This window comes from Thermocatellispora tengchongensis, assembly GCF_014202315.1.
Taxonomy (GTDB): domain Bacteria; phylum Actinomycetota; class Actinomycetes; order Streptosporangiales; family Streptosporangiaceae; genus Thermocatellispora; species Thermocatellispora tengchongensis.
In genome coordinates this window covers 642,717-664,491 of sequence record NZ_JACHGN010000003.1, presented here as the reverse complement: position 1 = coordinate 664,491, position 21,775 = coordinate 642,717, and the positions used below count along the sequence as shown (strand labels likewise).

The window sequence follows — 21,775 nt, the reverse complement described above, 5'->3', positions numbered from 1 at the left end:
CGGCGCCCCTCGCGGGGTACACGGGAGGCGAGGGGAGGCGCAGTGGACCAGCGAAGGCGCGTGCCGCGCACCGATGCCGTGCTGGCCGACCCGCGGCTGGTCGCGGCGGCGGCGCGCGCGGGGCGGCACGTGGTGAAATCGGCGGTGACGCGGGCGCAGGAGCGGGCGCGCGGCGGGGAGATCGAGCCCGAGCGGGTGGCGGACGCGGCCCTGGAGGAGCTGCGCCGGGTGGCCCCGGCGCGCGCGGTGATCAACGCGACCGGGGTGCTGCTGCACACCAATCTGGGCCGGGCCCCGCTGTCGGCGGCGGCCGTGGACGCGGTGGCGACCGCCGCGGGGAACACCGACGTGGAGTTCGACCTGGACAGCGGCGGGCGGGCCCGGCGGGGGCGGGGGGCGCTGGCGGCGCTGGCGGCGGCGGTGCCCGAGGCCGGCGGGGTGCACGTGGTCAACAACAACGCGGCGGCGCTGGTGCTGGCGGCCACGGCGCTGGCGGCGGGCCGGGAGATCGTGATCAGCCGGGGTGAGCTGGTGGAGATCGGCGACGGGTTCCGCATCCCCGACCTGCTGGTATCGACCGGGGCGCGGCTGCGCGAGGTCGGCACGACCAACCTGACCCACCTGGCCGACTACACCGGCGCGGTGGGGCCGGAGACCGGGTTCGTGCTGAAGGTGCATCCGTCGAACTTCCGGGTGGAGGGGTTCACCGGGTCGGTGCCGGCGCGTGAGCTGGCCGCGGCGCGGCTCGGGGTGCCGCTGGTGGTGGACATCGGCTCGGGGCTGCTGGCCCGCGAGCCGCTGCTGCCGGATGAGCCCGACGCCGCCTCCACCCTCCGGGCGGGCGCCGACCTGGTGACGGCCAGCGGCGACAAGCTGCTCGGCGGGCCGCAGGCGGGGCTGCTGCTCGGGCGGCGCGAGCTGGTGGAGCGGCTGCGGCGGCACCCGCTGGCGCGGGCGCTGCGGGTGGACAAGCTGACCCTGGCCGCGCTGGAGGCGACGCTGCGCGACGCCGAGCCCCCCGTACGCCGTGCGCTGCGGGCCCGGCCGGAGGATCTGGCCGAGCGGGCGGCGGCGATCGTGCGGAAGCTGGAGGGGATCGTGACGGCGGCGGTGGCGCGGGTCCCGGCCACGGTCGGGGGCGGCGGGGCGCCCGGGGTGGAGCTGCCCAGCGCGGCGGTGGCGCTGCCCGCGGAGCTGGCCCGGCGGCTGCGTACCGGGGAGCCCGCGGTGGTGGGGCGCGTCGAGGACGGCCGCCTGCTGCTCGACCTGCGCACGGTACCGCCCGGCCAGGACGAGGCGCTGGCCGGGGCGGTGCTGGCGGCATGCAGGTGATCGCGCCATGCGGGTGAGCCGCGGTTCGGAGACGGCATGCAGGTGATCGCCACCGCCGGGCACGTGGACCACGGCAAGTCCACGCTGGTGCGCGCGCTCACCGGGATGGAGCCCGACCGGCTGGAGGAGGAGCGGCGGCGCGGGCTGACCATCGAGCTGGGCTACGCCTGGACGAGCCTGCCCTCCGGCGAGCAGGTGGCGTTCGTCGATGTGCCGGGCCACGAGCGGTTCCTGGCCACGACGCTGGCCGGGGTCGGGCCGGTGCCGGCGGCGCTGTTCGTGGTGGCGGCCGACGAGGGGTGGATGCCGCAGTCGGAGGAGCACCTGGTCGCGCTGGAGGCGCTGGGCGTGCGGCACGGGGTGCTGGCCGTGACCCGTGCCGACCTGGCCGACCCGGGGCCGGCGCGGGAGGAGGCGCTGGCCCGGCTGCGGCGCGGCCCGCTGGCCGGCGCCGAGGCGGTGGCGGTCAGCGGGCGCACCGGCGCGGGGCTGCCCGCGCTGGCGGCGGCGCTCGACCGGCTCGTGGCCGCGCTGCCCCCGCCCGATCCGGACGCCCCGGTGCGGTTGTGGGTGGACCGGGCCTTCACCGTGCGCGGCAGCGGCACGGTGCTGACCGGCACGCTGCCCGCCGGGCGGATCGCGGTGGGCGACACGCTGCTGCTGGACGGCGAGGAGGTGCGGGTACGCGGCCTGCAGTCGCTCAAGCGGGACGTCACCCAGGCGGTCGGGGTGGCCAGGGTCGCGGTCAACGTACGGGGCTCCGGCGCCGCGGCGCAGGCCGCCCGGGGCGCGGCGCTCACCTCTCCCGGCGCCTGGGCCCGCACCGCCGCCCTGGACGTGCGCCTCGTCCCGGCCGCGCGGGCCGACCCGGCCTCGGTGCCGTCCCGGCTGGTGGCGCACATCGGCAGCGCCGCCGTGCCGTGCTCGCTGCGGCCCCTGGGCGCGCCGGGTCCTCAGGGCGAGCGGCACGCCCGGCTGCGCCTGGACCGGGAGCTGCCCCTGCACGTCGGCGACGTCCTGCTGCTGCGCGATCCCGGCCGGGCGCGCGGCGACACGGCGGCCGGGCGCGTACGGGTGCTGTTCGCGGCCACCGCGCTGGACGTGCGGCCCGCTCCCCTGCCGCGGCGGCGAGGCGCGGCACGCGCGCGGGGCGAGGAGCTGGCGAAGGCGGCGGAGCCGGGGGCCGGGCCGCTGCTGCGCGCGCACGGCTTCCTGTCGGCGGCCGATTTGCGCGCGATGGGCGTGCCCGCGCCGGGCGAGCCGGTCGCGGGCGGATGGCACGCCGATCCCGCGCTGTGGCGGGCGCTTCCGGCGCGGCTGGCGGAGGCGGCGCGCGCGTACGCCGCCGCGCACCCGCTCGACCCCGGCATGCCGGTGGAGGCGGCGCGGCGGGCGCTCGGCCTGCCGGACCGGCGGCTGGTGCCCGCGCTGGTCCGGCCGCCGCTCGCGCTCGACGGCGGGCGGATCACCCTGGGCGGCGCGCCGGGGCTGCCGCCGCGCGTCGCCGAGGCCGTGCGGAGGCTGCACGCGGAGCTGGCGCCGTTCGAGGCGCCGGAGGCGGGCACGCTCGCCGCGCTCGGCCTCGGGCCGAGGGAGGTGGCGGCGGCCGTGCGGGCGGGCGCCCTGCTGCGGCTGGGCGGCGGCGTCGTGCTGCTGCCCGGCGCGGACGAGCGGGCCGCCGCGGTCCTGCGCCGGCTGCCCCAGCCCTTCACGGTCAGCCAGGCCCGGCAGGCCCTGCACACCACCCGGCGCGTGGCGGTGCCACTCCTGGAGCACCTGGACGCCCGGGGGCTCACCCGGCGCCTGTCGGAGGTCCTGCGCCAGTGCCCGGAGGTCGCCGGGGGCGCTATGCCGTCCGGACTGCCGCCTCCTCCGCGGTCAGCGGCGTGGCGATCTCCTCCAGGCTCCGGCACTCGGCCCTGACGCCGAGGAACATCTCCACCAGCCCGGCCGCGATCATCAGGCCGGCCCCGACGCAGAAGGCCAGCGCGGTGTCCCCGGGCACGCCGCTCTCCACCAGCCCGGCGAAGATCAGCGGGCCGGAGACGCCGCCGACCGCGGTGCCGATGGCGTAGAAGAACGCGATGGCCATGGCGCGGGTCTCCATCGGGAAGATCTCGCTCACGGTCAGGTACGCCGAGCTGGCCCCGGCCGAGGCGAGGAAGAGCACCGCGCACCAGCAGGCGGTGAGCGTGACCGCGGTCAGCGCGCCCTGCGCGAACAGCCAGGCCGTGCCGAGCAGCAGCAGCCCGGAGCCGATGTAGGTGGCCGAGATCATCTGCACCCGGCCGACCGAGTCGAACAGGTGGCCCAGCAGCAGCGGGCCGAGGAAGTTGCCGATCGCGATCACCGCGAAGTAGTAGCCGGTGTAGGTGGTGATGCCGAAGAACGTGGACAGGATCTGCGCGTACCCGAAGGTGATCGCGTTGTACAGGAACGCCTGCCCCACGAACAGCGAGAAGCCGAGCACCGTCCGCCTGGGGTAGAGCGCCACCATCGTGTGCGCGATCCTGACGAACCCGATCGAGCGGCGCTGCCGGATCGTGATCGACCGCTCGGGCTCGGCCAGCTCGGCGCCGCTCTCGCGGCGGACCTCCCGCTCGATGTCGCCGACGATCCGCTCGGCCTCGTCGCCCCGCCCGTGGATGAACAGCCAGCGCGGGCTCTCGGGCACGTGCCGGCGCACCAGCAGGATCGCCAGGCCGAGCACGACGCCGAGCCCGAAGGCCACCCGCCAGCCGATGTTGATGGGCAGGTCGTTGAGCAGCGGCACGGTGATCAGGGCGCCGCCGGCCGCGCCGAGCCAGTAGCTGCCGTTGATGATGATGTCGATCTTGCCGCGGTGGCGGCTCGGGATCAGCTCGTCGATGGCCGAGTTGATCGCGGCGTACTCGCCGCCTATGCCGAAGCCGGTCATGAACCGGAACAGGAAGAACCACCACACGCTGAAGGAGAACGCGGTCAGGGCGGTGGCCACGAGGTAGACCGCGAGCGTGATGATGAACAGCTTCTTGCGGCCGAACCGGTCGGTCAGCCAGCCGAAGAACAGCGCGCCCGAGCACGCGCCGATGACGTACAGGGCCGCGGCCGTCCCGGCGACCTGCGCCTGCGTGATGTCCAGCCCGCTGCCTGGCCTGGCGAGCTGCGCCGACAGGTTACCGACGATGGTGACCTCCAGCCCGTCCAGGATCCAGACGGTGCCGAGCCCGATGACGATCATCCAGTGCCACCGTGACCACGGCAGCCGGTCCAGCCTGGCCGGCACCTTGGTGGTGACCGTGCCGGTGCGCACGTCGCTCATACCGGTAACGCGTTACCCGGATTCGACCAAGGAACGCCCGGGGCTCGCCCAGGAGTGGGGCGGGCGGGATGGCGGCGGCGCGGGCGGGTAGGGGCCGGGCATGACCGAATACGAGCGATCACGGACCCTGCACGCGCCGCCCGAGCAGGTCTTCGACCGGGCCGCCGACGTACGCGCGCTGGACGCGTGGCTGCCGCGCGACCTGCACGTGCGCCCGGAGGAGCCGCCCGCGGTGACGGTGCACGAGGACCGCGAGGACCGCGACGAGCGGGCCCTGCTGCGCTCCGAGCGCGACCAGCTCCGGATGGAGTGGGGCACCCGCGACGAGGACAGGTACGCCGGGTGGCTCCAGGTGGCGGGCATCGACGACGACACCAGCTCGGTCACCGTGCACCTGTCGTTCTTCGACGAGGAGCACGCCCCGCCCCCGGAGCAGGTGGACCGGGCCATGGAGGACAGCCTGGACCGGCTGGCCCGCCAGGTGCAGAGCGGCTGAGCATCCCGGCGGCCTCACCTCCTCACCCGGCGAAGAGCTGGGCGACCTTCCGCACCAGTTCCCAGACGCCGTAGGCGAAGGGCACGCCGACCCAGGTCCAGCCCACGGCCATCAGCACCGCGCGCCCGCCGCCGGCCGTCCGGCCGGTCGTCTCGCCGGTCGTCTCGCCGGTCGGGTGCGGGCCGGTCGCGGCGGGGTCCTCGGTGGTCACGACTGCCTGCCCTCCGTGGTGAGCGGACGCCCCGCGGCGGGCGCGCCCGCCGCGGGCTCGTGGAAGCGCGGGTGGACCGGGCGGATCAGCTCGTTGGCGGTGAACCCGCCGACCAGCAGCGCGATCATGATGTAGAGCGAGGTCGTGTAGAGCGCGGGCCCGGAGCGGCCCGCGGCCTCCTGCGCGTCGGCGACCGCATTGACGATCAGCGGGCCGAGCACCCCGGCGGTGGACCATGCGGTGAGCAGCCGCCCGTGGATGGCGCCCACCTGGTAGGTGCCGAACAGGTCCTTCAGGTACGCGGGCACGGTGGCGAAGCCGCCGCCGTAGAAGGACAGGATGCCGAGCGCGGCCACGATGAACAGCGGCTTGGAGGCGTCGCCGGCCAGCGCGATGGCGAGGTAGAGCAGCGCGCCGGCGCCGAGGTAGAGGCGGTAGACGTTCTTGCGCCCGATCAGGTCGGAGGTGGAGGACCACACGATCCGGCCGGTCATGTTGGCCAGCGACAGCAGTGCGACGAACCCGGCCGCGGCGCCGGCGGCGACCGGGGTGGCGGTGCCGGCGAAGAAGTCGCGGATCATCGGGGCCGCCTTCTCCAGGATGCCGATCCCGGCGGTGACGTTGCAGCACAGCACGACCCACAGGCACCAGAACTGCGGGGTGCGGATCGCGTTGCGGGCCGAGACGTCGGCGGTGGTGACCAGCGGGCGGACGGCGGCGCGGGCGGGGGTCCAGCCGCGCGGCAGCCACCCGTCGGGCGGCACCCGCACCAGCAGCACGCCCATCGACATGAACAGCGCGTAGATCACGCCGTGCACCAGGAAGGTGGTGGCGATGCCGCCGGCGCCGGCGCCGAAGGACTCCAGCATCGCGGCCGACCAGGGCGAGGCGATCAGCGCGCCCCCGCCGAAGCCCATGATGGCGATGCCGGTCGCCATGCCCGGCCGGTCGGGGAACCACTTGATCAGCGTGGACACCGGCGAGATGTAGCCGATGCCGAGCCCGATGCCGCCGACGAAGCCGTAGCCGAGCACCACCAGCCAGTACTGCCGCGTCGCCACGCCCAGCGCCGACAGCAGGAAGCCGCTGGAGAAGCAGGTCATCGAGACGAACATGGCCCAGCGCGGCCCGTTGCGCTCCACCAGGGTGCCGCCGAAGGCCGCCGACAGGCCGAGCATGACGATGCCGAGCTGGAACGGCAGCGCGCTGGCCGTGCCGGAGAGCCCGAGCGCCGACTCCAGCGGCGGCTTGAACACGCTCCACGCGTACGCCTGGCCGATGGCCAGGTGGACGGACAGAGCCGCTGGAGGGACCAGCCAACGGCTCCAGCCCGGTGGCGCCACGGTGCGCGAGCGGTCGAGGAAACGGAACGATATGGGGAACCGGGATCGGAGACCGTCGTCACCTGGCATGCGACATACAGTATGCCGGGTTTGCGGCTGAGTCGAGGTCTTTCCGACAGATAGTCAAACACGACCCTGACTCGGCGGTGCGATGTTTCCTGCGGAGTCGACGGACAAGCCCATGCGACGGGAAGGGCTAGATGGAGTCCCAGGGGACCGACGCGTACAGGCCGGTCAGGGTGGTCATCAGGGCCTCGTCCACCGGGAGCGTGACGTCGTCTATGCGGGAGACGGGGGCGATGCCCTGGGAGTTGACGACGAAGGCGGCGGCGTAGGACGGGATGTCGGCCAGCCGCACCGGGCCGCGCGCCGAGGGGATGCCGGCGCCGGGAAGCAGAGGCTCCAGCAGTTGCATCGTGATGCCGTGCAGGCAAGGCGCGTCGGGCCAGACCACGCCCGCGCCGCCGGGCCGGACGAACGCGACGTTGGTGACGGCGCCCTCGGACACGACGCCGCCGGGGCCGGTGAGCAGGGCCTCGTCGTAGCCCTCGGCGCGGGCGAGGCGGCCGAAGTGGAGCTGGCCGAAGCCGCCGAGGTGCTTGATGTGCGCGAGCGGCCGCTGGTAGGGCACCGAGCGCAGGGCCTGCGGCGTCGTGGCCATGCCGGCCGGGGGACGCACGGCGACCAGGACGGACAGCTCGCGGGGGCGCCCCAGGTCGGGCGCGAAGACGATCACACGTACGGAGGCGTCGGCCACGTCGCCGAGGGCGTGCCTGATCCGCGCCCGGACCAGATCGGCGTCCAGGCCGGCGCCGAACAGCTCGATGCTCGCCGCGTCGAGCCGGGCGAGGTGGGCGGCCAGGCCGCGCACCCGCCCGCCGCGAACCTGCATCGCGGTGAAGTGGCCGTAGTTGACGGTCGCGAGGACGCCCATGCCCTCGGCCGTCGCCGCCCGGCCGTCGATCTCGTACCTGGGCAGCCCGCCCCCCGGCGCGGACCCCGTCATACCCGCGGACGCCTCATGCCGGTACGCCATCGGCCATGCGCGCGAGCGTCACCATGCCACCGGTGTAGACGTGCGTGGACACCTGGATATACGTGTGCACACGGCCATACCGTTGGACGCCGTCATGCCGGTGAACGCCGTCATGCCGGTGAACGCCGTCATGCCGGTCACCACCGTCGTGCCCGGCGGCGCGGGCGGCGCCGCCGTGTCAGACCCCATCGGGACGGCTCGCGCTCAGCCCTCGCCGGACTCCTCCGCCGAGCCGTCGCCCTCGCCGGAGCGCGCCTGGCCGTTCACCGTGGCGAGCTCCGCGCGCAGCCGTTCGAGATCTATGTGGTGGGTGGTGTACTTCAGCTCGCGAGCCACCTTGGTCTGCTTCGCTTTGGCTCGACCCCGACCCATTCGCCGCACTCCCTCGCGAGTCACGTTCGATCCTGCGTAGCTAGATTACCTCAGGTTCTCTCAACTTGAAGAGTTATGAAATTTGCTACATCCTGGCAACGTGATCTGGCAGCCGGAATCCACAGGATCGAGCGGGCCCGCGCCGGGCGGACTGCGAGGCGGCGAGGCGAGCTGATCATGACAGCGCCTCTGCACCAAATCAAGGCGGACCTGTTCCGCGCCCTCGGGCACCCCGTCCGGGTACGGGTGCTCGAACTCCTGCAAGACGGCCCCCTGCCCGTGCGTGACCTGCTCCTGGAGATCGACGTCGAGGCGTCGAGCCTGTCGCAGCAGCTCGCCGTGCTGAGACGCGCCGGGATCGTGAGCGCGACGCGCGAGGGCGGCAGCGTGGTCTACGAGCTGTCCAGCCCGGACGTGATCGAGCTGCTCGGCGCCGCCCGCCGCATCCTGACCAAGATGCTGGCCGACCAGGGCGAGCTGCTCGCCGAGCTGCGCGCCGAGTCGGGCAGGCAGTAGCGGCGGCAGCGGCGGCGGCTCACAGGTCGGGCTCGTCGCCGCTCCTGCGCCGTCTTCGCAGCACCATGGTGGCGACGGTCACGCCCATGACCCACATCGTCGCCGCCACCAGGATGACCATGGGTACCGTGCCGACCGCGTCCATGCCCTGCCTCTCCTCGGCGTCGCGTACGCCGTCAGGTACGGCCGGCCGCACGCCCCGGTTCACCGGCGCGCGCTGACGCATGCCCTCGCACTCCCTGAATCGGGCGGGCTGCCCGCCTGCCCGGATTCCCCCGGGTGACACGCTCCGCGCAGCCTCTTGACCGCGCGCGTCATCGGGCGGAGGATTCCGGAAAGGAATTCTAGAGCTTGCTTCTAGAACTCCGCCGCAGGGGCCGCGACGGACGGCCCCGGCAGCGAGAAAGGCGTCACATGCGGTTCTCCTATGTACGCGAGCTCGACGAGTACCCCACGGGTGCCCGCCGCATGCGGATCCTCACCATGGCCGTGCTGGCCATCCTCATCGGCTCCTACGAAGCGCAGATCGCCCCCGTGGTGCCGCTGCTGCTGAAGGACCTGGAAATGTCGCTGGCGACCTACGGCGCCGTCTCGGCCGCCGCGGCCCTGGCCGGGGCCGTCGCCTCCATCGTGGGCGGGCGGCTCACCGACCGGGTGGGCCGGGTGCGGCTGCTCGTGCCGCTGATGATGCTCACCGCCCTGTGCTGCTTCGCCATGACGCTGGTGCACAGCCCCCGCGACCTGCTCATCGCCCGGATCGTGCTGGCGTTCGTGGACGGCGTGGCGATGGCCAGCACCGCCCCGCTGGTCCGCGACTTCTCGCCCCGCCTGGGCCGGGCGCAGGCGTTCGGGTTCTGGACCTGGGGGCCGGTCGGCGCCAACTTCCTCGCCGCCGCCGTCGCGGGCTGGACGCTGCCGATCTTCAACGACTCCTGGCGCTCGCAGTTCGTCATCATGGGCCTCTTCTCGCTGGTGATCTCGGTGGTGATCGCGCTCAACATCGCCGACCTCTCCCCCGAGCTGCGCGCGATGATCCAGCACACCGAGCGCGACGGGCTGAAGGTGGTGGACACGAGCAGGCCGCCGCGGGTGCGCTCGCTGTTCGCGAGCCGGGCCATCTGGGCGCACGTCGTGGGCATCTCGCTGTGGCTGGTGCTGTACATCACGCTGTCGCTGTTCGGCCAGACCATGCTGGTCGGCGCGCTGGGCGTGAGCACCGCCGAGGCGTCCACGATCATGGCCGCGTTCTGGATCCTGGACCTGATCATGCTGATCGTGATCGGCCGCGTCTCCGACCGCACCGGGCTGCGCAAGCCGTTCTCCCTGGGCGGCACGGTCGCCGCCGTGCTGGTCACCGGCTACCTGGCGATCCAGCTCGGCTCCGCGGAGTTCTCCACCACCTCCCTGATGGTCACCGGGGCGCTGCTCGGCGGCTCGCTCGGGGTGGCGTACGCGCCGTGGATGGCGAACTACTCCGAGAACGCCGAAGATGTGGACCCGCGGCTGCAGGGCACCGCGTGGGGGCTGTTCGGCTTCCTGAGCAAGGTGATCGCGGTGGCCGGCCTGCTGCTCATCCCGCACGTCGTCGAGGCCACGAGCTGGCAGACCTGGCTGTGGATCTCGCTGGCCTGCCTGGCGCTGTTCATCCCGGCCATCCTGCTGTTCGACGGGCCGTGGCGGCGCCCGCGGCGCCCGGCCGCGGCGGGCCCGGCCGTGAAGGTGGCGAGCGGCGCCGAGTGACGGACGGGCCGGCGGCCCGGGAGGACGCATCCTCCCGGGCCGCGCGGCGTCATCAGAAGCGGCGTCACTTGTAGACGCGGACGTAGTCGACGAGCATCCGCGCCGGGAACGGGGTGCTCGCGTCCGGCGGACCCGGCCAGTCGCCGCCGACCGCGAGGTTGAGGATGATGTAGAAGGGGTGGTCGAAGATCCACGGGCCCCTGGTGGCCTCCACCGTGGCCTTGTCCACGGTGAACACGGTGCGGCCGTCCAGGGTGTAGGTGATCCCCTTGCTGTTCCAGATGGCGGCCCAGGTGTGGAAGTCGGCCGAGAACTCCGCGCCTCCGGGCAGCGTGTACGGCGAGCCGACCCCGCCCCCGCCGTTGTACGCCGGCGCGTGCACGGTGGAGTAGGAGGTCTTCACGTCCTTGCCCAGGACCTCCATGATGTCGATCTCGCCGTTGTAGGGCCACGGGCGCCCGGTGAGGAAGTCGGCGCCCATCATCCAGAACGCGGGCCACAGCCCGTTGCCCTTGGGCACCTTGATCCGCGCCTCGACCTTGCCGTAGGTGAAGTGGAACTTGTTCCCGGTGTTCATCCGGGCCGAGGTGTACTGGCAGGTGGTGCTGCCGGTCATCGGGTCGGTGGGGCAGGAGGAGCCGGGCGTGGCCTGTTTGCGGGCCTCCAGCACCAGGTGGCCGGCGCCGTCCATGGCCGCGTTGTCGTGGTCGGTGTAGTACTCCAGCTCGTTGTTCGGGCCGGTGCCGGGGTCGGCGGTCCACTTGGCCGGGTCGGGCCTGGCGCCGGCCGGGCCGTTGAACTCGTCGCTCCACACCAGCGTGGTGGGCGGGTCGGCCGGGTCGGGCGGCGGGGCGGGCGGGGTGATCGGCGCGCCGCCGGTGCCGTAGACCTGGAACTCCCACAGGGAGTAGCCGTACGGGGTGGCGCGCTCGGTGCCGTACATGCGCACGTACCGGCCGGTGCCGCTGACGGTGAGGGTCTGCTTGAACCCGGTCCCGCTGGTGGTGGAGTAGATCGGGGTCCAGGTGCTCGCGTCGGGCGAGACCTGGATCTGGAACGACCTGGCGTACGCCGGGTCCCACTGGAGCACGACCTTGCGGATCTGCGCCGTCGCGCCGAGGTCCACGTAGATCCAGCCTGGGTCGGTCCATCCGGTGGTCGAGCTGGTCGCCCAGCGGGAGGCCGGGTCGAGGTCGAACGCCCGCGCCGGCGTGCACTCCCAGCAGTTGCCGTCGTGCTGCGACGACGACGCCACGCCCTGCCGGCCGTACGACAGCAGCCGGTCGCCGCCGGGGTCGGTGGAGCCGGTGCTGCCGTACACCTGGAACTCCCACAGTGAGTAGCCCCAGACGGTGGCGCGCTGGGTGCCGTAAAGGCGGACGTACCTTCCCGATCCGGACACCGTGAACCGCTGGTCGCCCCCGGTGCCGTTCGTCACCGAGTGGATCGTGGTCCAGGAGGACCCGTCGGCGGAGGTCTGGATCTGGAAGGCGGTGGCGTGGGCGGTCTCCCAGTCCACCGCGATCTCGCTGATCGTGGCGGTGGCGCCGAGGTCCACCCGGATCCACTGCGGGTCGGAGAAGGCGCTGGACCAGCGGGTGCCGGGGTCGCCGTCCACGGCCGCCGAGGCGGGGAAGGCGACGCTCTCGGTGGAGGAGGCGGTGACCGGCCTGCCCTGGGAGATCAGCGGGTCGGCCGCGGCGGCGGGCGGCGGGGCGAGCAGGGACGGGACCAGGGCGGTGAGCGCGGCGAGCACGGCGAGCACCGCCGCGGGGCCGGTGCGGGACGGGACCGCGCGGAAGGGCCCGGCGCGGCCTGGGGTCGGGGACGAGCGCATGGCGGCTCCTCGGGGTGGGGGGTGCCCCTCGCAGAAAGGGGTGCGGGTCGGGGAGCGCTCTCTCACGGCGAGAGTGCGCTCGTGGTGAAGCCGCTGTCAAGAGCGCTTCACCCGCCGTCAGCCGGGAGAACGCTCTCTCGTACCCCTTTTCGGCACCCTGAGCTGCGGCTTTGGCCAGGGAGCGTTCCCGGCCCATTGACAGGGCGAACGGCGCGGTTCACCCTGACGAGCAGGGAGCGCTCTCTTCTTGATCGTTTCTTCTGGAGGTCATCGCGTGAAACGCCCCACCCTGGAGGCGGTGGCCGCGCGCGCCGGAGTGTCGAAGTCCAGCGTCTCGCGGGTGGTCAACGGCCAGAGCACGGTCACGCCGGAGATCAGGGAGCTGGTGCTGGCCGCGGTGCGCGAGCTGGGCTACCTGCCCAACCCTGCCGCGCGCAGCCTGGTCACCCGGCGCACCGACGCCATCGCGCTCATCGTCTCCGACCCGCCGGGCGGGCTCGTCTCCGACGACCCGATGTTCTCCGCCGTGGTGCGCGCGGCGAGCAGGACGCTGGAGGCGGCGGGCAAGCAGGTCGTGCTCACGCTCGCCTCCTCCGACGAGGCCCGCGAGCGCGCCGGCAGGTACGTCGCGGCCGGGCACGTGGACGGCGTGCTGCTGGTGTCCATGCACGGAGCCGACCCGCTGCCCGCCATGCTCGCGCGCACCGGGGTTCCGGTGGTCTCGCACGGCAGGCCCGCCCTCGCCGCCGGCCTGCCGTACGTGGACCACGACCACACGGGCGGGGCCGCGCTGGCCGTGCGGCACCTGATCGACAGCGGTCGGCGCCGCGTCGCCACCATCACCGGCCCTCTCGACATGACCGCCGCCCGCGACCGGCTCGCCGCGTACCGCGACACCGTGCGCGAGGCGGGCCGCCGCCCGATCGCCGCGATCGGCGACTTCACCCGCGTCTCCGGCGCACAGGCCATGCGCGAGCTGCTGGCCGACGAGCCGGACGTGGACGCGGTCTTCGCCGCCAACGACCTGATGGCGATCGGCGCGCTGCGCGCCCTGCGCGAGGCGGGCCGCAGGGTGCCCGGCGACGTGGCGGTCGCCGGCTACGACGACATCGAGGCGGCCCTGTACACCGACCCCCCGCTCACCACCGTGCGCAGCCCCATGGACGAGCAGGCGGAGGCGGGGGCGCGGCTGCTGCTCGGCCTGGTGGACGGCGGCCCGGCGGAGCCGGTCGTCCTGCCCACGTCCCTCATCGTGCGCGAATCCGCGTGAGCCCGCCTGAACCCGCCTGAACCCGCCTGGACCAGCGGCGGTCCTGCCGGCGGTGCCGGTCAGGACGCGGCGCCCGGCCACCGGGTCGGACCACTCGCAAGGAAGCCGATGGCCGGGCGTCGCGGGATCGGGGGCGGGCTCAGCCCGCGGCGGGCGCCCGGGAGGCGGCGGCGAAGCGGGCGGCCACGTCGGCCCAGTCGACCAGGGACCACAGCCGGTCCACATAGTCGGGGCGCACGTTGCGGTACTGCAGGTAGTACGCGTGCTCCCAGGCGTCGAAGACCAGCAGCGGGGTGGTGGCGGCCCCGACGTTGCCGTGGTGGTCGTAGACCTGCTCCACGACCAGGCGGCGGCCCAGGGGCTCCCAGGCCAGCACGCCCCAGCCGCTGCCCTGCACGGTGGTGGTCGCGGTGGTGAGCTGGCGCTGGAACGCCTCGAAGGAGCCGAAGTGCTCCTCGATGGCGGCGCCGAGCTCGCCGTCGGGGCGGTCGCCGCCGTCGGGCGACAGGTTGCGCCAGAAGATGCTGTGCAGCACGTGGCCGGAGAGGTTGAACGCGAAGGTCTTCTCCAGCCCGACCAGCCCGGCGTACTCCCCCTTGTCGCGGGCCTCGGCGAGCCGGTCGAGGGTGTCGTTGGCCCCCTTCACGTACGCCGCGTGGTGCTTGGCGTGGTGGAGCTCCAGGATCTCGCCGGTGATCGCGGGCTCCAGCGCCGAATAGTCGTAGGGCATGTCGGGCAGCGTGTATCGACCCATTCCGCCTCCTTGTTGCGAACTTATTGCAACAGCATAATGATCGCAACCATGAGGCCGCCGCGATCGGGGGTGCCGCGAGCGGAGACAGGCGAACGGCGGGGGGCGATGCGGCCTCGCCCCCCGCCGTCGCGGGAGATCGTGTACGGGGTCAGCGGGCGCCGTAGCGGCGCCGGAAGCGCTCCACCCGGCCGGCGGCGTCGAGGACGCGGCCCCGGCCGGTGTAGAACGGGTGGCTCGCCACCGAGACGTCCACGTCCACCACGGGGTAGACGTTGCCGTCCTCCCACTCCACGGTCTTCCGGCTGATGGCCGTGGACCTGGTCAGGAACGCGTAGCCCGCACCGGCGTCGCGGAAGACGACGGGGTGGTAGCCGGGGTGGATGCCCTTCTTCACGGGGTCATCGCTCCTCTCGGAAGTCGGTGTGCCGGCCGAGGACGGGGTCGTACTTGCGCAGGACGAGCCGGCCGGGGTCGTTCCTGCGGTTCTTGCGGGTCACGTAGGTGTAGCCGGTGCCGGCGGCCGACCGCAGCTTGACCACGGGCCGCAGCGCGCTTCTCGCCATCTCGGTTCCCTTCGGAGGTTGCACCGCCCTCAACCAGATGGCAATGGTTTTCATTCCCAAAGCTCGGGGTTCCAGTGGACTAGTCACGCTCCGCCGCCGTCACCGTGCCCCTGGTGCCGTCCACGGTCACCACCCGGCCGTCGGCCAGCACGGAGGTGCCGCGCACCGTGCCCATCACGGCGGGCAGGCCGTACTCGCGGGCGACGATCGCGGCGTGGGAGGCGACGCCGCCGGTGTCCGCCACGACGGCGGCGGCGCGCTGGAACAGCGGGGTCCAGGCGGGGTTGGTGTAGGGGCAGACGAGCACGTCGCCGGGGGCCAGCCTGCCGAACTCGGCCGGGCCGCGGATCACCCGGGCGGGGCCGGTGGCCGTGCCTCCGGCACCCGGGGTGCCGGTCAGCAGGGCGCCGGCGCCGCGGCGTACCGGGAAGACCAGGGCGGGGTCGAGCAGCGGCACCCCCGTCAGCTCCTCCCGCCGGGCCGACCTGGCGCGTACGGCCGTGCGCAGCCGCGCGGCGGCGGCATCGGTGAGCGCGGCGGGGTCACCGGCCGCCTCCAGCTCCTCAAGGCGCAGGTGGAACACGTCCCGCGGCTCGGCCAGCACGCCCGCGTCGCGCAGCCGGCGGCCGATCTCCAGCAGCGCGCGGCGCAGGACGGGCAGCGGCTTGGTGAAGTAGAAGTGGGTGTCCTCGCGGAAGGCGACGCCGGCGCGGGCCGCCTCCACCCACCGGGCCGCGACTGCCGCGGCCCGGCGCCCGCGCAGCGGCGGCCAGGCCAGCAGCTCGCGCATCGCCCGCTCGACCCGCCGCTCCTCGCCGCCGGGCGCGGCGGGCGCGGTGACCAGCGTCTTGACCAGGCCGAGCACGGCCGCCGGATCGTCCTGCCAGGTGGGCGGGGAGACCAGGATGGGGCTCGCGGTCTCGCGGTGGCCGTACTCGGCCAGGAAGGCGCGCAGCGCGGCGGCGAACGCGGGATGCGCGACGGCCACGGCCAGGTCCGCCACATCGGCGGCACCGGCAGTACCGGCGGCATCCGCCGCACAGGCCGCACCGGGCGGTCCGAGTGGTGCGGATGGTGCGGATGGTGCGGCCAGTTCGGCGGGGTCGTGGCGGGCGAAGGCGGCGGCCAGGCCCGGGTCCTCGCGTACCCGCGCGGCCAGGGACTCCAGGGCGCGGTTGGCGTCCTTGGTCCGGGTGCGCGCGCCGAGGATCAGGTCGCCGAACAGGCGCCTGCGCCGGGCCAGGGTCAGCAGCGCCAGCAGCCGCAGCAGCGCCAGGCCCGCGCCGGGCAGGTAGTCCACGCGCAGTCCGGCCACCGGGCGGACCAGGTCCAGGGCCTGCCGGGGCAGCGCGATCAGCTCCGGCCAGGGCAGGGTGGCGGGGTCGCGGGCGGCCAGTTCCCCGGCGCGGCGCAGGAAGGAGGTGAACCGGGGGTCCTCGGTCCATCGGGCGGGGTCGTGGCGGCGGGCGCGGCACAGCAGCCTGATCGGCGCGAGCGGCAGCGTGGGCGCGGGGCGGGGGCTGGGCGGCACCATGCGGTCCACCACGCCGTCGGTCTCGCCGAGGAACGCCGTGAACGAGCGCCGCAGTCCGACGCTGTTCAGCACCCGCTCCATCAGCCCGGCGGGGCCGTGCGGGACCCAGGTGGACATGTCCATCGGGTACGGCCGGACCGGCACGTACTCCAGCAGCACCGAGCCGATCCGGCGCTGGATCGCGTTCAGCCTCACCGGGGGCGGCGGCACGGCGGTCATGGGGCGGGCCTGAAGCAGGTGGACCGCGCCGTCCGCGTACGCCCACTCGATGTCCTGGGGCCGGCCGAAGTGCGCGGCGACGGCCGTGCCCAGCCGGGCCAGCTCGCGCAGCGCCGGGCCGGGCAGGGACGCCCCGGCGCGATCCGCGGCGGGGACGCGGGTGACCCCGCCGCCCTCGGCGGGCCTGATCTCGGCCTCGCCGCGGCCCGGGGTGAAGGCGCGCACCCGGCCGGCCCGGTCCAGCACGTAGTGGTCCGGGGTGACCAGGCCGGAGACCACCGCCTCGCCGAGCCCGCCGCCGGCGTCCACGACGATCTCGTCCCTGGCGCCGGTCACCGGGTCGGCGGTGAACATCACGCCCGCGGCCTCGGCGGGGACCATGCGCTGCACCACGACCGCGATGCGGACGCCGGCGGGGGCGATGCCGCGCCTGGCGCGGTAGGCGATGGCCCGATCGGTCCACAACGAGCCCCAGCAGCGGCGTACGGCGCCGAGGAGGGCGTCCTCGCCGATCACGTTGAGGTAGGTGTCCTGCTGGCCGGCGAACGCGGCGCCCGGCAGGTCCTCGGCGGTGGCGCTGGAGCGTACGGCGACCGGTCCGCCGCCGAGCCGCGCGTACGCGCCGGCGATCTCGCGGCGCAGGGCTCCGGGCAGCGGCGCGTCCTCGAACGCGGCGCGGATCGCCGCGCCGTCCCCCCGATCCAGGCCGGCGGCGATGACCGCGTCGAGCCCGGCCGCCCGCACCACCGCGTCGTACGCGGCGGTGGTGACGACGAAGCCGCCCGGGACCGGGAACCCGGCCCGGACGAGCTCGCCCAGGTTGGCGCCCTTGCCGCCCGCCCGCCCGAGGTCGCCGGCGCCGAAGGCGGCCAGCGGCGCGGTGAACCGCTCGTTCATGCCCGCTCCTCCTCGACGTGCCGGCTCCTCCTCGGCGTGCGCGGCCGGTGCGCGGGGCCGGGCGGGGGTGCCCGGTCAGGAGGGGGTGGTGCCGTGCCAGCGGGCGTCGGCCTCGCTCCAGGCGGTCTCCCACTCGCGGTAGCGGTGACGGTCCAGGACGGCCCGGAAGCAGGCGAAGCCCGCGACCGAGACCGTCACCCCGGCGGTGATGACCAGGCCGGCGCCGATGCCGGACCTGGCGACGGTCTCCAGCCGGGTCTGCGGGGGCGGCACGCGCCTGCCCTCGTCGTCGACCCAGATGCGGACGGGGGCGCCGGCCTTGGCCCCGGTGGGCACGACCACGGTGCCGCTCAGCGTCCGTCCGTCGGGGGCCCGCCAGCTCGCGGGAGCGGTGACCGCGGTGACGCGGCCGTCGGCGGTGGTGACGGCCTGGACCGGGCCCTCCTCGGCCAGGGTGGCGGTGACCTGTACCCGGCCGCCGGGGCCCACCCGTTCGGCCGCGAGCCCGTCGGCGTAGACCGCGCGGGCGGTCAGGACCGCGGGCCAGACGCAGAGCAGGACGATCAGTATCGCGAAGGCCACCGCCGCCGCTTCGATCCGGTCGGATCGCCGGCGCAGCTCGTTGCCGTCCGGCCGGTATCGGCGCAGGCGCAGCAGCAGCCAGTTGTCAGCATGCCGCATTTTCGCACCTCCACCCCATTATCGCCCCTGAACAGGGCTTCTGCCCCGGACAGACGCACTCAGTCCTGTCGGTTCGGGGCCCGTCCGCGGATCATCGGGGGCGGCGGGTCAGGTGCGGGACGTCAGCCCGGAGCGGCCGTAGTCCTTCACCTGCACGGTGTCGTGCAGGCGCACGCGGGTGCGCTGGGTGAGGGCGGCTGCGCGGATCAGGAACCGGGGCAGGCGGGCGACCAGGCGGGTGCCCCGGATCGTGGTCCGGACCTGGGCCGGGGTGGCGGGGATGAGGCGCTTGGCGGCGGCGGCCCCGAACCTGCGGCTGTGGGCGACATAGGCGGCCAGCTCCCGCTCGTACGCGGGGAACGCGCGCTCGTGGTCGCCGCCCGCCGCCGCCAGCTCCCCCGCCAGGACGTACGCGCCGACGACCGCCAGGCTGGTGCCGCCGCCGACGGCGGGGCCGGGCGAGTAGCCCGCGTCGCCCGCCAGGCTGACCCGGCCCCGGGACCAGGTGTCCATGTGGATCTGGGTGATCGAGTCGAAGTAGAAGACCTCGGCGGCGTCCATCTCGTCCAGCAGCCACGGCACGTCGCCGCCCACGCCCTCGTACGCCGCGCGCACCAGCGCCTTCTGCCGGGCGACGTCGCGGTGGTGGTAGTCGAGCGGGGCGCTGTGGAACATCATCAGCGCCCGCGCCTCGCCGTCGAGATGGGCGGCGCTGTAGTACGCGGCCATCCTGCCGGGCGCGGCGCGGGCGATCATCTCGCCGTCGAGAGGCCGCCGGTCGGGCATGGAGAACACCGACAGGTACGCCCCCGTGAAGCGGGCGTACCGCGACTCCTCGCCGAACACCAGGCGGCGCACGGCGGAGTGCAGGCCGTCGGCGCCGAGCACCAGGTCGAAGCGGCGCGGCGCGCCGCGCTCGAAGGTGACGTCCACGCCGCCCGGGTCCTGGGCCAGCCCGCTGATGGAGTCGCCGAAGACGTACTCCACCCGATCGCGGGTGGCCTGGTGGACGATCTCGCTGAGGTCGTCGCGCATGATCTCGACGTGCCGGTCGGAGAAGGCGGCGACCAGCCGGTCCACCTCGATGCGGGCCGGGCGGCCGGCGCCCTCGCCGGTCACCGTGAGCAGCCGGGTGCCGGTCCGCTTGGCGAGCACCGCCTCCAGCAGGCCCATCCGCTCCACGATCCCCGTCGCCGGCTTGAACAGATCGACCGCGTGCCCGCCCGCCTTGCGCAGCGCGGGGGCCCGCTCGACCACGGTCACGGCGAAGCCGTGCCGGTCGAGCCAGTACGCGAGCACGGGACCGGCGACGCTGGCGCCGGAGATCAGGACGTGCATGGCCGGGACTCCCTCGGGAAGGTTACTTACTTAACGGAAGGTAAGCTAGCGCGCCCGGCCGCGCAACTCCTTACCTGTCGTCAGGTCAGTAAGCTGGCCCCGGCGCCGGACGCGGGCTCGCCGGGCCGGGAGGGAGACGTCGCACGTGGCGAGGCCGTCGGACACCAAGGCGCGCATCCTGGCGGTGGCGCGCGAGCTGTTCGCCGAGAAGGGCGTGCAGCAGACGAGCCTGCGCGACATCTCCGAGCGGCTGGGCATCACCAAGCCCGCCCTGTACTACCACTTCGCCTCGCGCGAGGAGCTGCTGCGCAGCGTGGTACAGCCGCTGGTGGACGAGGTGGAGGCGTTCCTGGCCGAGATGGAGGCGGCCGGGCGGCCCGATCCGGAGCTGCTGCTGCGCCGCTACTTCGAGGTCACCTACCGCCACCGCGACATCATCGGGATCGTGGTGCGCGAGCTGTCCATCCTGGACCACCTGGACCTGCCCGGCCGGATGTTCGCCTGGCGGCTGCGGCTGATCGAGCTGCTGCTCGGCCCGGAGGCCGGGCTCGGCGCGCGCGCCCGCGCCGTGGTGGCGATCGGCGGGCTGTCGGACTGCACGGTGGCCTTCCCCGGGGTGCCCGCCGAGGAGCTCGGGCCGCCCGCGGTGGCCGCCGCCCTGGACGCCCTGGGCCTGCCCTAGACGCCTCTCATCTCAGGCGCCTCTCATCTCGCCTTTCGGCGCGAGAGGAGGGTCGACACCCGTCCGCCGCGCCCGCGATGCCGGTGCCGTACGACCCGGGTCGCCGGATGGCACGGCCGCGCCGCGGACGGGTTGCCGCCAAGTCGGAACCGTTGTGTGTCGGTCTCCTCACGCCATACTCGAATCCCCGGTGATCCCAAGTCAATTCCTGGATTTCCTAAGACAAGCCCCAGAGATATCTTGGGCCGGTGACGCTTGACGATCTGCGCGTGTTCATCGCGGTGTACGAGACCGGTAACCTCAGCACCGTAGCGCGTACCATGTCCTGCACCCAGTCGGCCGTCAGCCAGCACGTCCGGCGCCTGGAGCGCGAGACCGGCCTGGCGCTGATCGAGCGCCGGCCCCGCGGCGTGGTGCCGACCCAGGCCGGGCGCATCCTCTACCAGGCGGCGCAGGGCGGCATCGCCTCGCTGGACGCGGCGCTGCGCCGGCTCGGCGAGCTGCGCGACGGCAACGGCGGCGCGGTGAAGATCTCCACCGGCGGCGTGACCGTGCGCCACTTCATGGCCGACGCGATCACCGCGTTCCGGTCCCGGCATCCGCACGTCACGCTGGAGTTCCGCTCGGCGCAGTCGGCGCGGCGGTGCATCGAGCTGCTGCACAGCGGCCGGGTGGACCTGGCCTGGATCACGCTGGGCCAGCCGCTGCCCGGGGTGCAGCAGCGCCCGGTCATCGACCTGCCGTGGGTGCTGGTGACCCACCGCGACGACCCGCTGGCCGCGCGCGAGGCGATCGAGCCGGACGACCTGCCCTCGATCCGCTACATCGCCCACCCGGAGAACTCGGCCTCACGCAGGCGCCTGGAGGAGGACTTCGTACGGGTCGGGTTCACCCCGCCCCCGCCGGTCGGCGTCGCCGACTGGGACACCGCCGTGCTGCTGGCCGAGCTGGGCATCGGCCACGCGGTCGTGCCCGCGCTGCCCCGGCTGGTGCTCTCGCCCGGCAGCCCGGCCAAGGTCGTGCCGATCCCCGCGCTCAACCCGATCACCGTCGGCTGGGCCGTGCGCCAGTGGGACGCGCTCAGCCCGCTCGCCACCGAGTTCGCCGATCTGGTCGCCGGCGGCTGAGCCCCCGCCGGCGGCGAGCGCCGCGGCGACGTGCGGGTGGCGCGCGAGCGCGCCGCGTACGACGGGGTCGGTGGCCATGAGGAAGGCCAGGTGGCGTACGGCGTGCGCGGCCACGTGCCGCACCTCCAGCCGCTCGGGCGAGGGCGCGGCCGGCGCGGCGCCGCGCGCGATGGCGAGGCCCGGCAGCGCGACCGCCGGGACCGAGGGGGCGGGGTCGGGGCAGACGGCGTAGGTGAGCACCACCTGCCCCTGGTAGCGCCAGCTCGTGGAGTGGACGACGGTGGAGGCGGCGGCCGGTATGATTCCGGCCACACGGCGGACGGCCTGGTCGGGGCTCTCGCCCGGCTCCGGCGCGGTGACGATCCTGCGGTACGCCCAGCCGCCTGCCGCGTCGGCCCGCAGCATCAGGGCCTCCACCACGACGGGCGCCGCCTCGGCCGCCTGATCCGCCACTTGTCCTCCTGCTCCGTTCAGTTGCCTGCTCCGGTCAGTTGCGAGAAGTGTGCAAGAGCCTACCCAATGCACG

General features: G+C 74.3%; 23 protein-coding genes. 10 read left to right on the top strand and 13 right to left on the bottom strand.

Annotated features, from left to right (window positions below; genetic code table 11):
* The first annotated feature begins 42 nt into the window (after positions 1 to 42).
* Positions 43 to 1,332 carry an L-seryl-tRNA(Sec) selenium transferase gene (gene selA / locus HNP84_RS09295; RefSeq protein WP_312924180.1) on the top strand — a complete coding sequence of 430 codons (1,290 nt, stop codon included), beginning with the start codon at positions 43 to 45 and terminating at the stop codon, positions 1,330 to 1,332.
* A 36-nt stretch (positions 1,333 to 1,368) separates the two neighbouring features.
* Positions 1,369 to 3,255: a SelB domain-containing protein gene (locus tag HNP84_RS09290; protein WP_185048957.1), complete on the top strand. Its 1,887-nt coding sequence runs from the start codon at positions 1,369 to 1,371 to the stop codon at positions 3,253 to 3,255.
* Here the strand turns inward: HNP84_RS09290 and HNP84_RS09285 are convergent.
* Positions 3,179 to 4,633, bottom strand: a complete 1,455-nt coding sequence (locus tag HNP84_RS09285) for an MFS transporter (protein WP_185048956.1) — start codon at positions 4,631 to 4,633, stop codon at positions 3,179 to 3,181. The genes HNP84_RS09290 and HNP84_RS09285 overlap by 77 nt on opposite strands.
* Before the next feature lie 100 nt (positions 4,634 to 4,733).
* On the opposite strand from HNP84_RS09285, the gene HNP84_RS09280 reads away from it, so the two are divergent.
* On the top strand, positions 4,734 to 5,129 hold the full coding sequence (locus HNP84_RS09280; protein ID WP_185048955.1) for an SRPBCC family protein: 396 nt from the start codon (positions 4,734 to 4,736) through the stop codon (positions 5,127 to 5,129).
* A gap of 22 nt (positions 5,130 to 5,151) precedes the next feature.
* Here the strand turns inward: HNP84_RS09280 and HNP84_RS09275 are convergent, their stop codons facing one another.
* From HNP84_RS09275 to HNP84_RS54795, 4 genes are all read right to left on the bottom strand, one after another.
* Positions 5,152 to 5,340, bottom strand: coding sequence for an MFS transporter small subunit (locus tag HNP84_RS09275; RefSeq protein WP_185049053.1), 189 nt, complete (start codon positions 5,338 to 5,340; stop codon positions 5,152 to 5,154).
* A complete protein-coding gene (locus tag HNP84_RS09270; protein ID WP_185048954.1) occupies positions 5,337 to 6,752 on the bottom strand; it encodes an L-lactate MFS transporter in 1,416 nt (471 codons plus the stop codon). The genes HNP84_RS09275 and HNP84_RS09270 overlap by 4 nt, the downstream gene beginning before the upstream one ends.
* A gap of 127 nt (positions 6,753 to 6,879) precedes the next feature.
* A complete protein-coding gene (locus tag HNP84_RS09265; RefSeq protein ID WP_185048953.1) occupies positions 6,880 to 7,689 on the bottom strand; it encodes an aminotransferase class IV family protein in 810 nt (269 codons plus the stop codon).
* Between the two features lie 234 nt (positions 7,690 to 7,923).
* Positions 7,924 to 8,055: a DUF3073 family protein gene (locus HNP84_RS54795; RefSeq protein WP_376771847.1), complete on the bottom strand. Its 132-nt coding sequence runs from the start codon at positions 8,053 to 8,055 to the stop codon at positions 7,924 to 7,926.
* Between the two features lie 213 nt (positions 8,056 to 8,268).
* On the opposite strand from HNP84_RS54795, the gene HNP84_RS09255 reads away from it, so the two are divergent.
* Positions 8,269 to 8,607, top strand: a complete 339-nt coding sequence (locus HNP84_RS09255; protein ID WP_185048951.1) for an ArsR/SmtB family transcription factor — start codon at positions 8,269 to 8,271, stop codon at positions 8,605 to 8,607.
* Positions 8,608 to 8,626: 19 nt separating this feature from the next.
* Here HNP84_RS09255 and HNP84_RS09250 read toward each other — a convergent pair whose 3' ends face one another.
* Positions 8,627 to 8,833 carry a hypothetical protein gene (locus HNP84_RS09250; protein WP_185048950.1) on the bottom strand — a complete coding sequence of 69 codons (207 nt, stop codon included), beginning with the start codon at positions 8,831 to 8,833 and terminating at the stop codon, positions 8,627 to 8,629.
* A gap of 188 nt (positions 8,834 to 9,021) precedes the next feature.
* Here HNP84_RS09250 and HNP84_RS09245 point away from each other — a divergent pair, with 188 nt between their 5' ends.
* Positions 9,022 to 10,347 carry an MFS transporter gene (locus HNP84_RS09245; RefSeq protein ID WP_185048949.1) on the top strand — a complete coding sequence of 442 codons (1,326 nt, stop codon included), beginning with the start codon at positions 9,022 to 9,024 and terminating at the stop codon, positions 10,345 to 10,347.
* Between the two features lie 64 nt (positions 10,348 to 10,411).
* Here the strand turns inward: HNP84_RS09245 and HNP84_RS09240 are convergent, their stop codons facing one another.
* On the bottom strand, positions 10,412 to 12,184 hold the full coding sequence (locus HNP84_RS09240) for a discoidin domain-containing protein (protein WP_185048948.1): 1,773 nt from the start codon (positions 12,182 to 12,184) through the stop codon (positions 10,412 to 10,414).
* Between the two features lie 274 nt (positions 12,185 to 12,458).
* Between HNP84_RS09240 and HNP84_RS09235 the strand changes: the two genes are divergently transcribed.
* Positions 12,459 to 13,454 (top strand): LacI family DNA-binding transcriptional regulator, encoded by a 996-nt coding sequence (locus tag HNP84_RS09235; protein WP_185048947.1) that lies wholly within the window; start codon positions 12,459 to 12,461, stop codon positions 13,452 to 13,454.
* A gap of 139 nt (positions 13,455 to 13,593) precedes the next feature.
* Here HNP84_RS09235 and HNP84_RS09230 read toward each other — a convergent pair whose 3' ends face one another.
* The 6 genes from HNP84_RS09230 to HNP84_RS09205 form a co-directional block, all read right to left on the bottom strand.
* On the bottom strand, positions 13,594 to 14,208 hold the full coding sequence (locus tag HNP84_RS09230) for a superoxide dismutase (RefSeq protein ID WP_185048946.1): 615 nt from the start codon (positions 14,206 to 14,208) through the stop codon (positions 13,594 to 13,596).
* A 148-nt stretch (positions 14,209 to 14,356) separates the two neighbouring features.
* Complete coding sequence (locus HNP84_RS09225) at positions 14,357 to 14,602, bottom strand: type B 50S ribosomal protein L31 (protein ID WP_185048945.1); 246 nt, start codon at positions 14,600 to 14,602, stop codon at positions 14,357 to 14,359.
* Between the two features lie 4 nt (positions 14,603 to 14,606).
* The gene (rpmG, locus tag HNP84_RS09220; RefSeq protein ID WP_185048944.1) at positions 14,607 to 14,771 is read right to left on the bottom strand and encodes a 50S ribosomal protein L33; all 165 of its coding nucleotides are present in this window, start codon (positions 14,769 to 14,771) and stop codon (positions 14,607 to 14,609) included.
* A gap of 79 nt (positions 14,772 to 14,850) precedes the next feature.
* On the bottom strand, positions 14,851 to 17,421 hold the full coding sequence (locus HNP84_RS09215; RefSeq protein ID WP_185048943.1) for a PEP/pyruvate-binding domain-containing protein: 2,571 nt from the start codon (positions 17,419 to 17,421) through the stop codon (positions 14,851 to 14,853).
* A 75-nt stretch (positions 17,422 to 17,496) separates the two neighbouring features.
* Entirely contained in the window at positions 17,497 to 18,102 is a 606-nt protein-coding gene (locus HNP84_RS09210; protein WP_185048942.1) for an Rv1733c family protein, read from the bottom strand.
* Between the two features lie 108 nt (positions 18,103 to 18,210).
* On the bottom strand, positions 18,211 to 19,440 hold the full coding sequence (locus tag HNP84_RS09205; protein ID WP_185048941.1) for an FAD-dependent monooxygenase: 1,230 nt from the start codon (positions 19,438 to 19,440) through the stop codon (positions 18,211 to 18,213).
* A 145-nt stretch (positions 19,441 to 19,585) separates the two neighbouring features.
* Between HNP84_RS09205 and HNP84_RS09200 the strand changes: the two genes are divergently transcribed.
* From HNP84_RS09200 to HNP84_RS09185, 4 genes are all read left to right on the top strand, one after another.
* A complete protein-coding gene (locus tag HNP84_RS09200) occupies positions 19,586 to 20,122 on the top strand; it encodes a TetR/AcrR family transcriptional regulator (protein WP_185048940.1) in 537 nt (178 codons plus the stop codon).
* Positions 20,123 to 20,370: 248 nt separating this feature from the next.
* A complete protein-coding gene (locus tag HNP84_RS09195; protein ID WP_185048939.1) occupies positions 20,371 to 21,249 on the top strand; it encodes a LysR family transcriptional regulator in 879 nt (292 codons plus the stop codon).
* 70 nt (positions 21,250 to 21,319) lie between these two features.
* Positions 21,320 to 21,481 (top strand): hypothetical protein, encoded by a 162-nt coding sequence (locus HNP84_RS09190; protein WP_185048938.1) that lies wholly within the window; start codon positions 21,320 to 21,322, stop codon positions 21,479 to 21,481.
* A gap of 66 nt (positions 21,482 to 21,547) precedes the next feature.
* On the top strand, positions 21,548 to 21,694 hold the full coding sequence (locus HNP84_RS09185; RefSeq protein WP_221335994.1) for a hypothetical protein: 147 nt from the start codon (positions 21,548 to 21,550) through the stop codon (positions 21,692 to 21,694).
* The last annotated feature ends 81 nt before the right edge of the window (positions 21,695 to 21,775 follow it).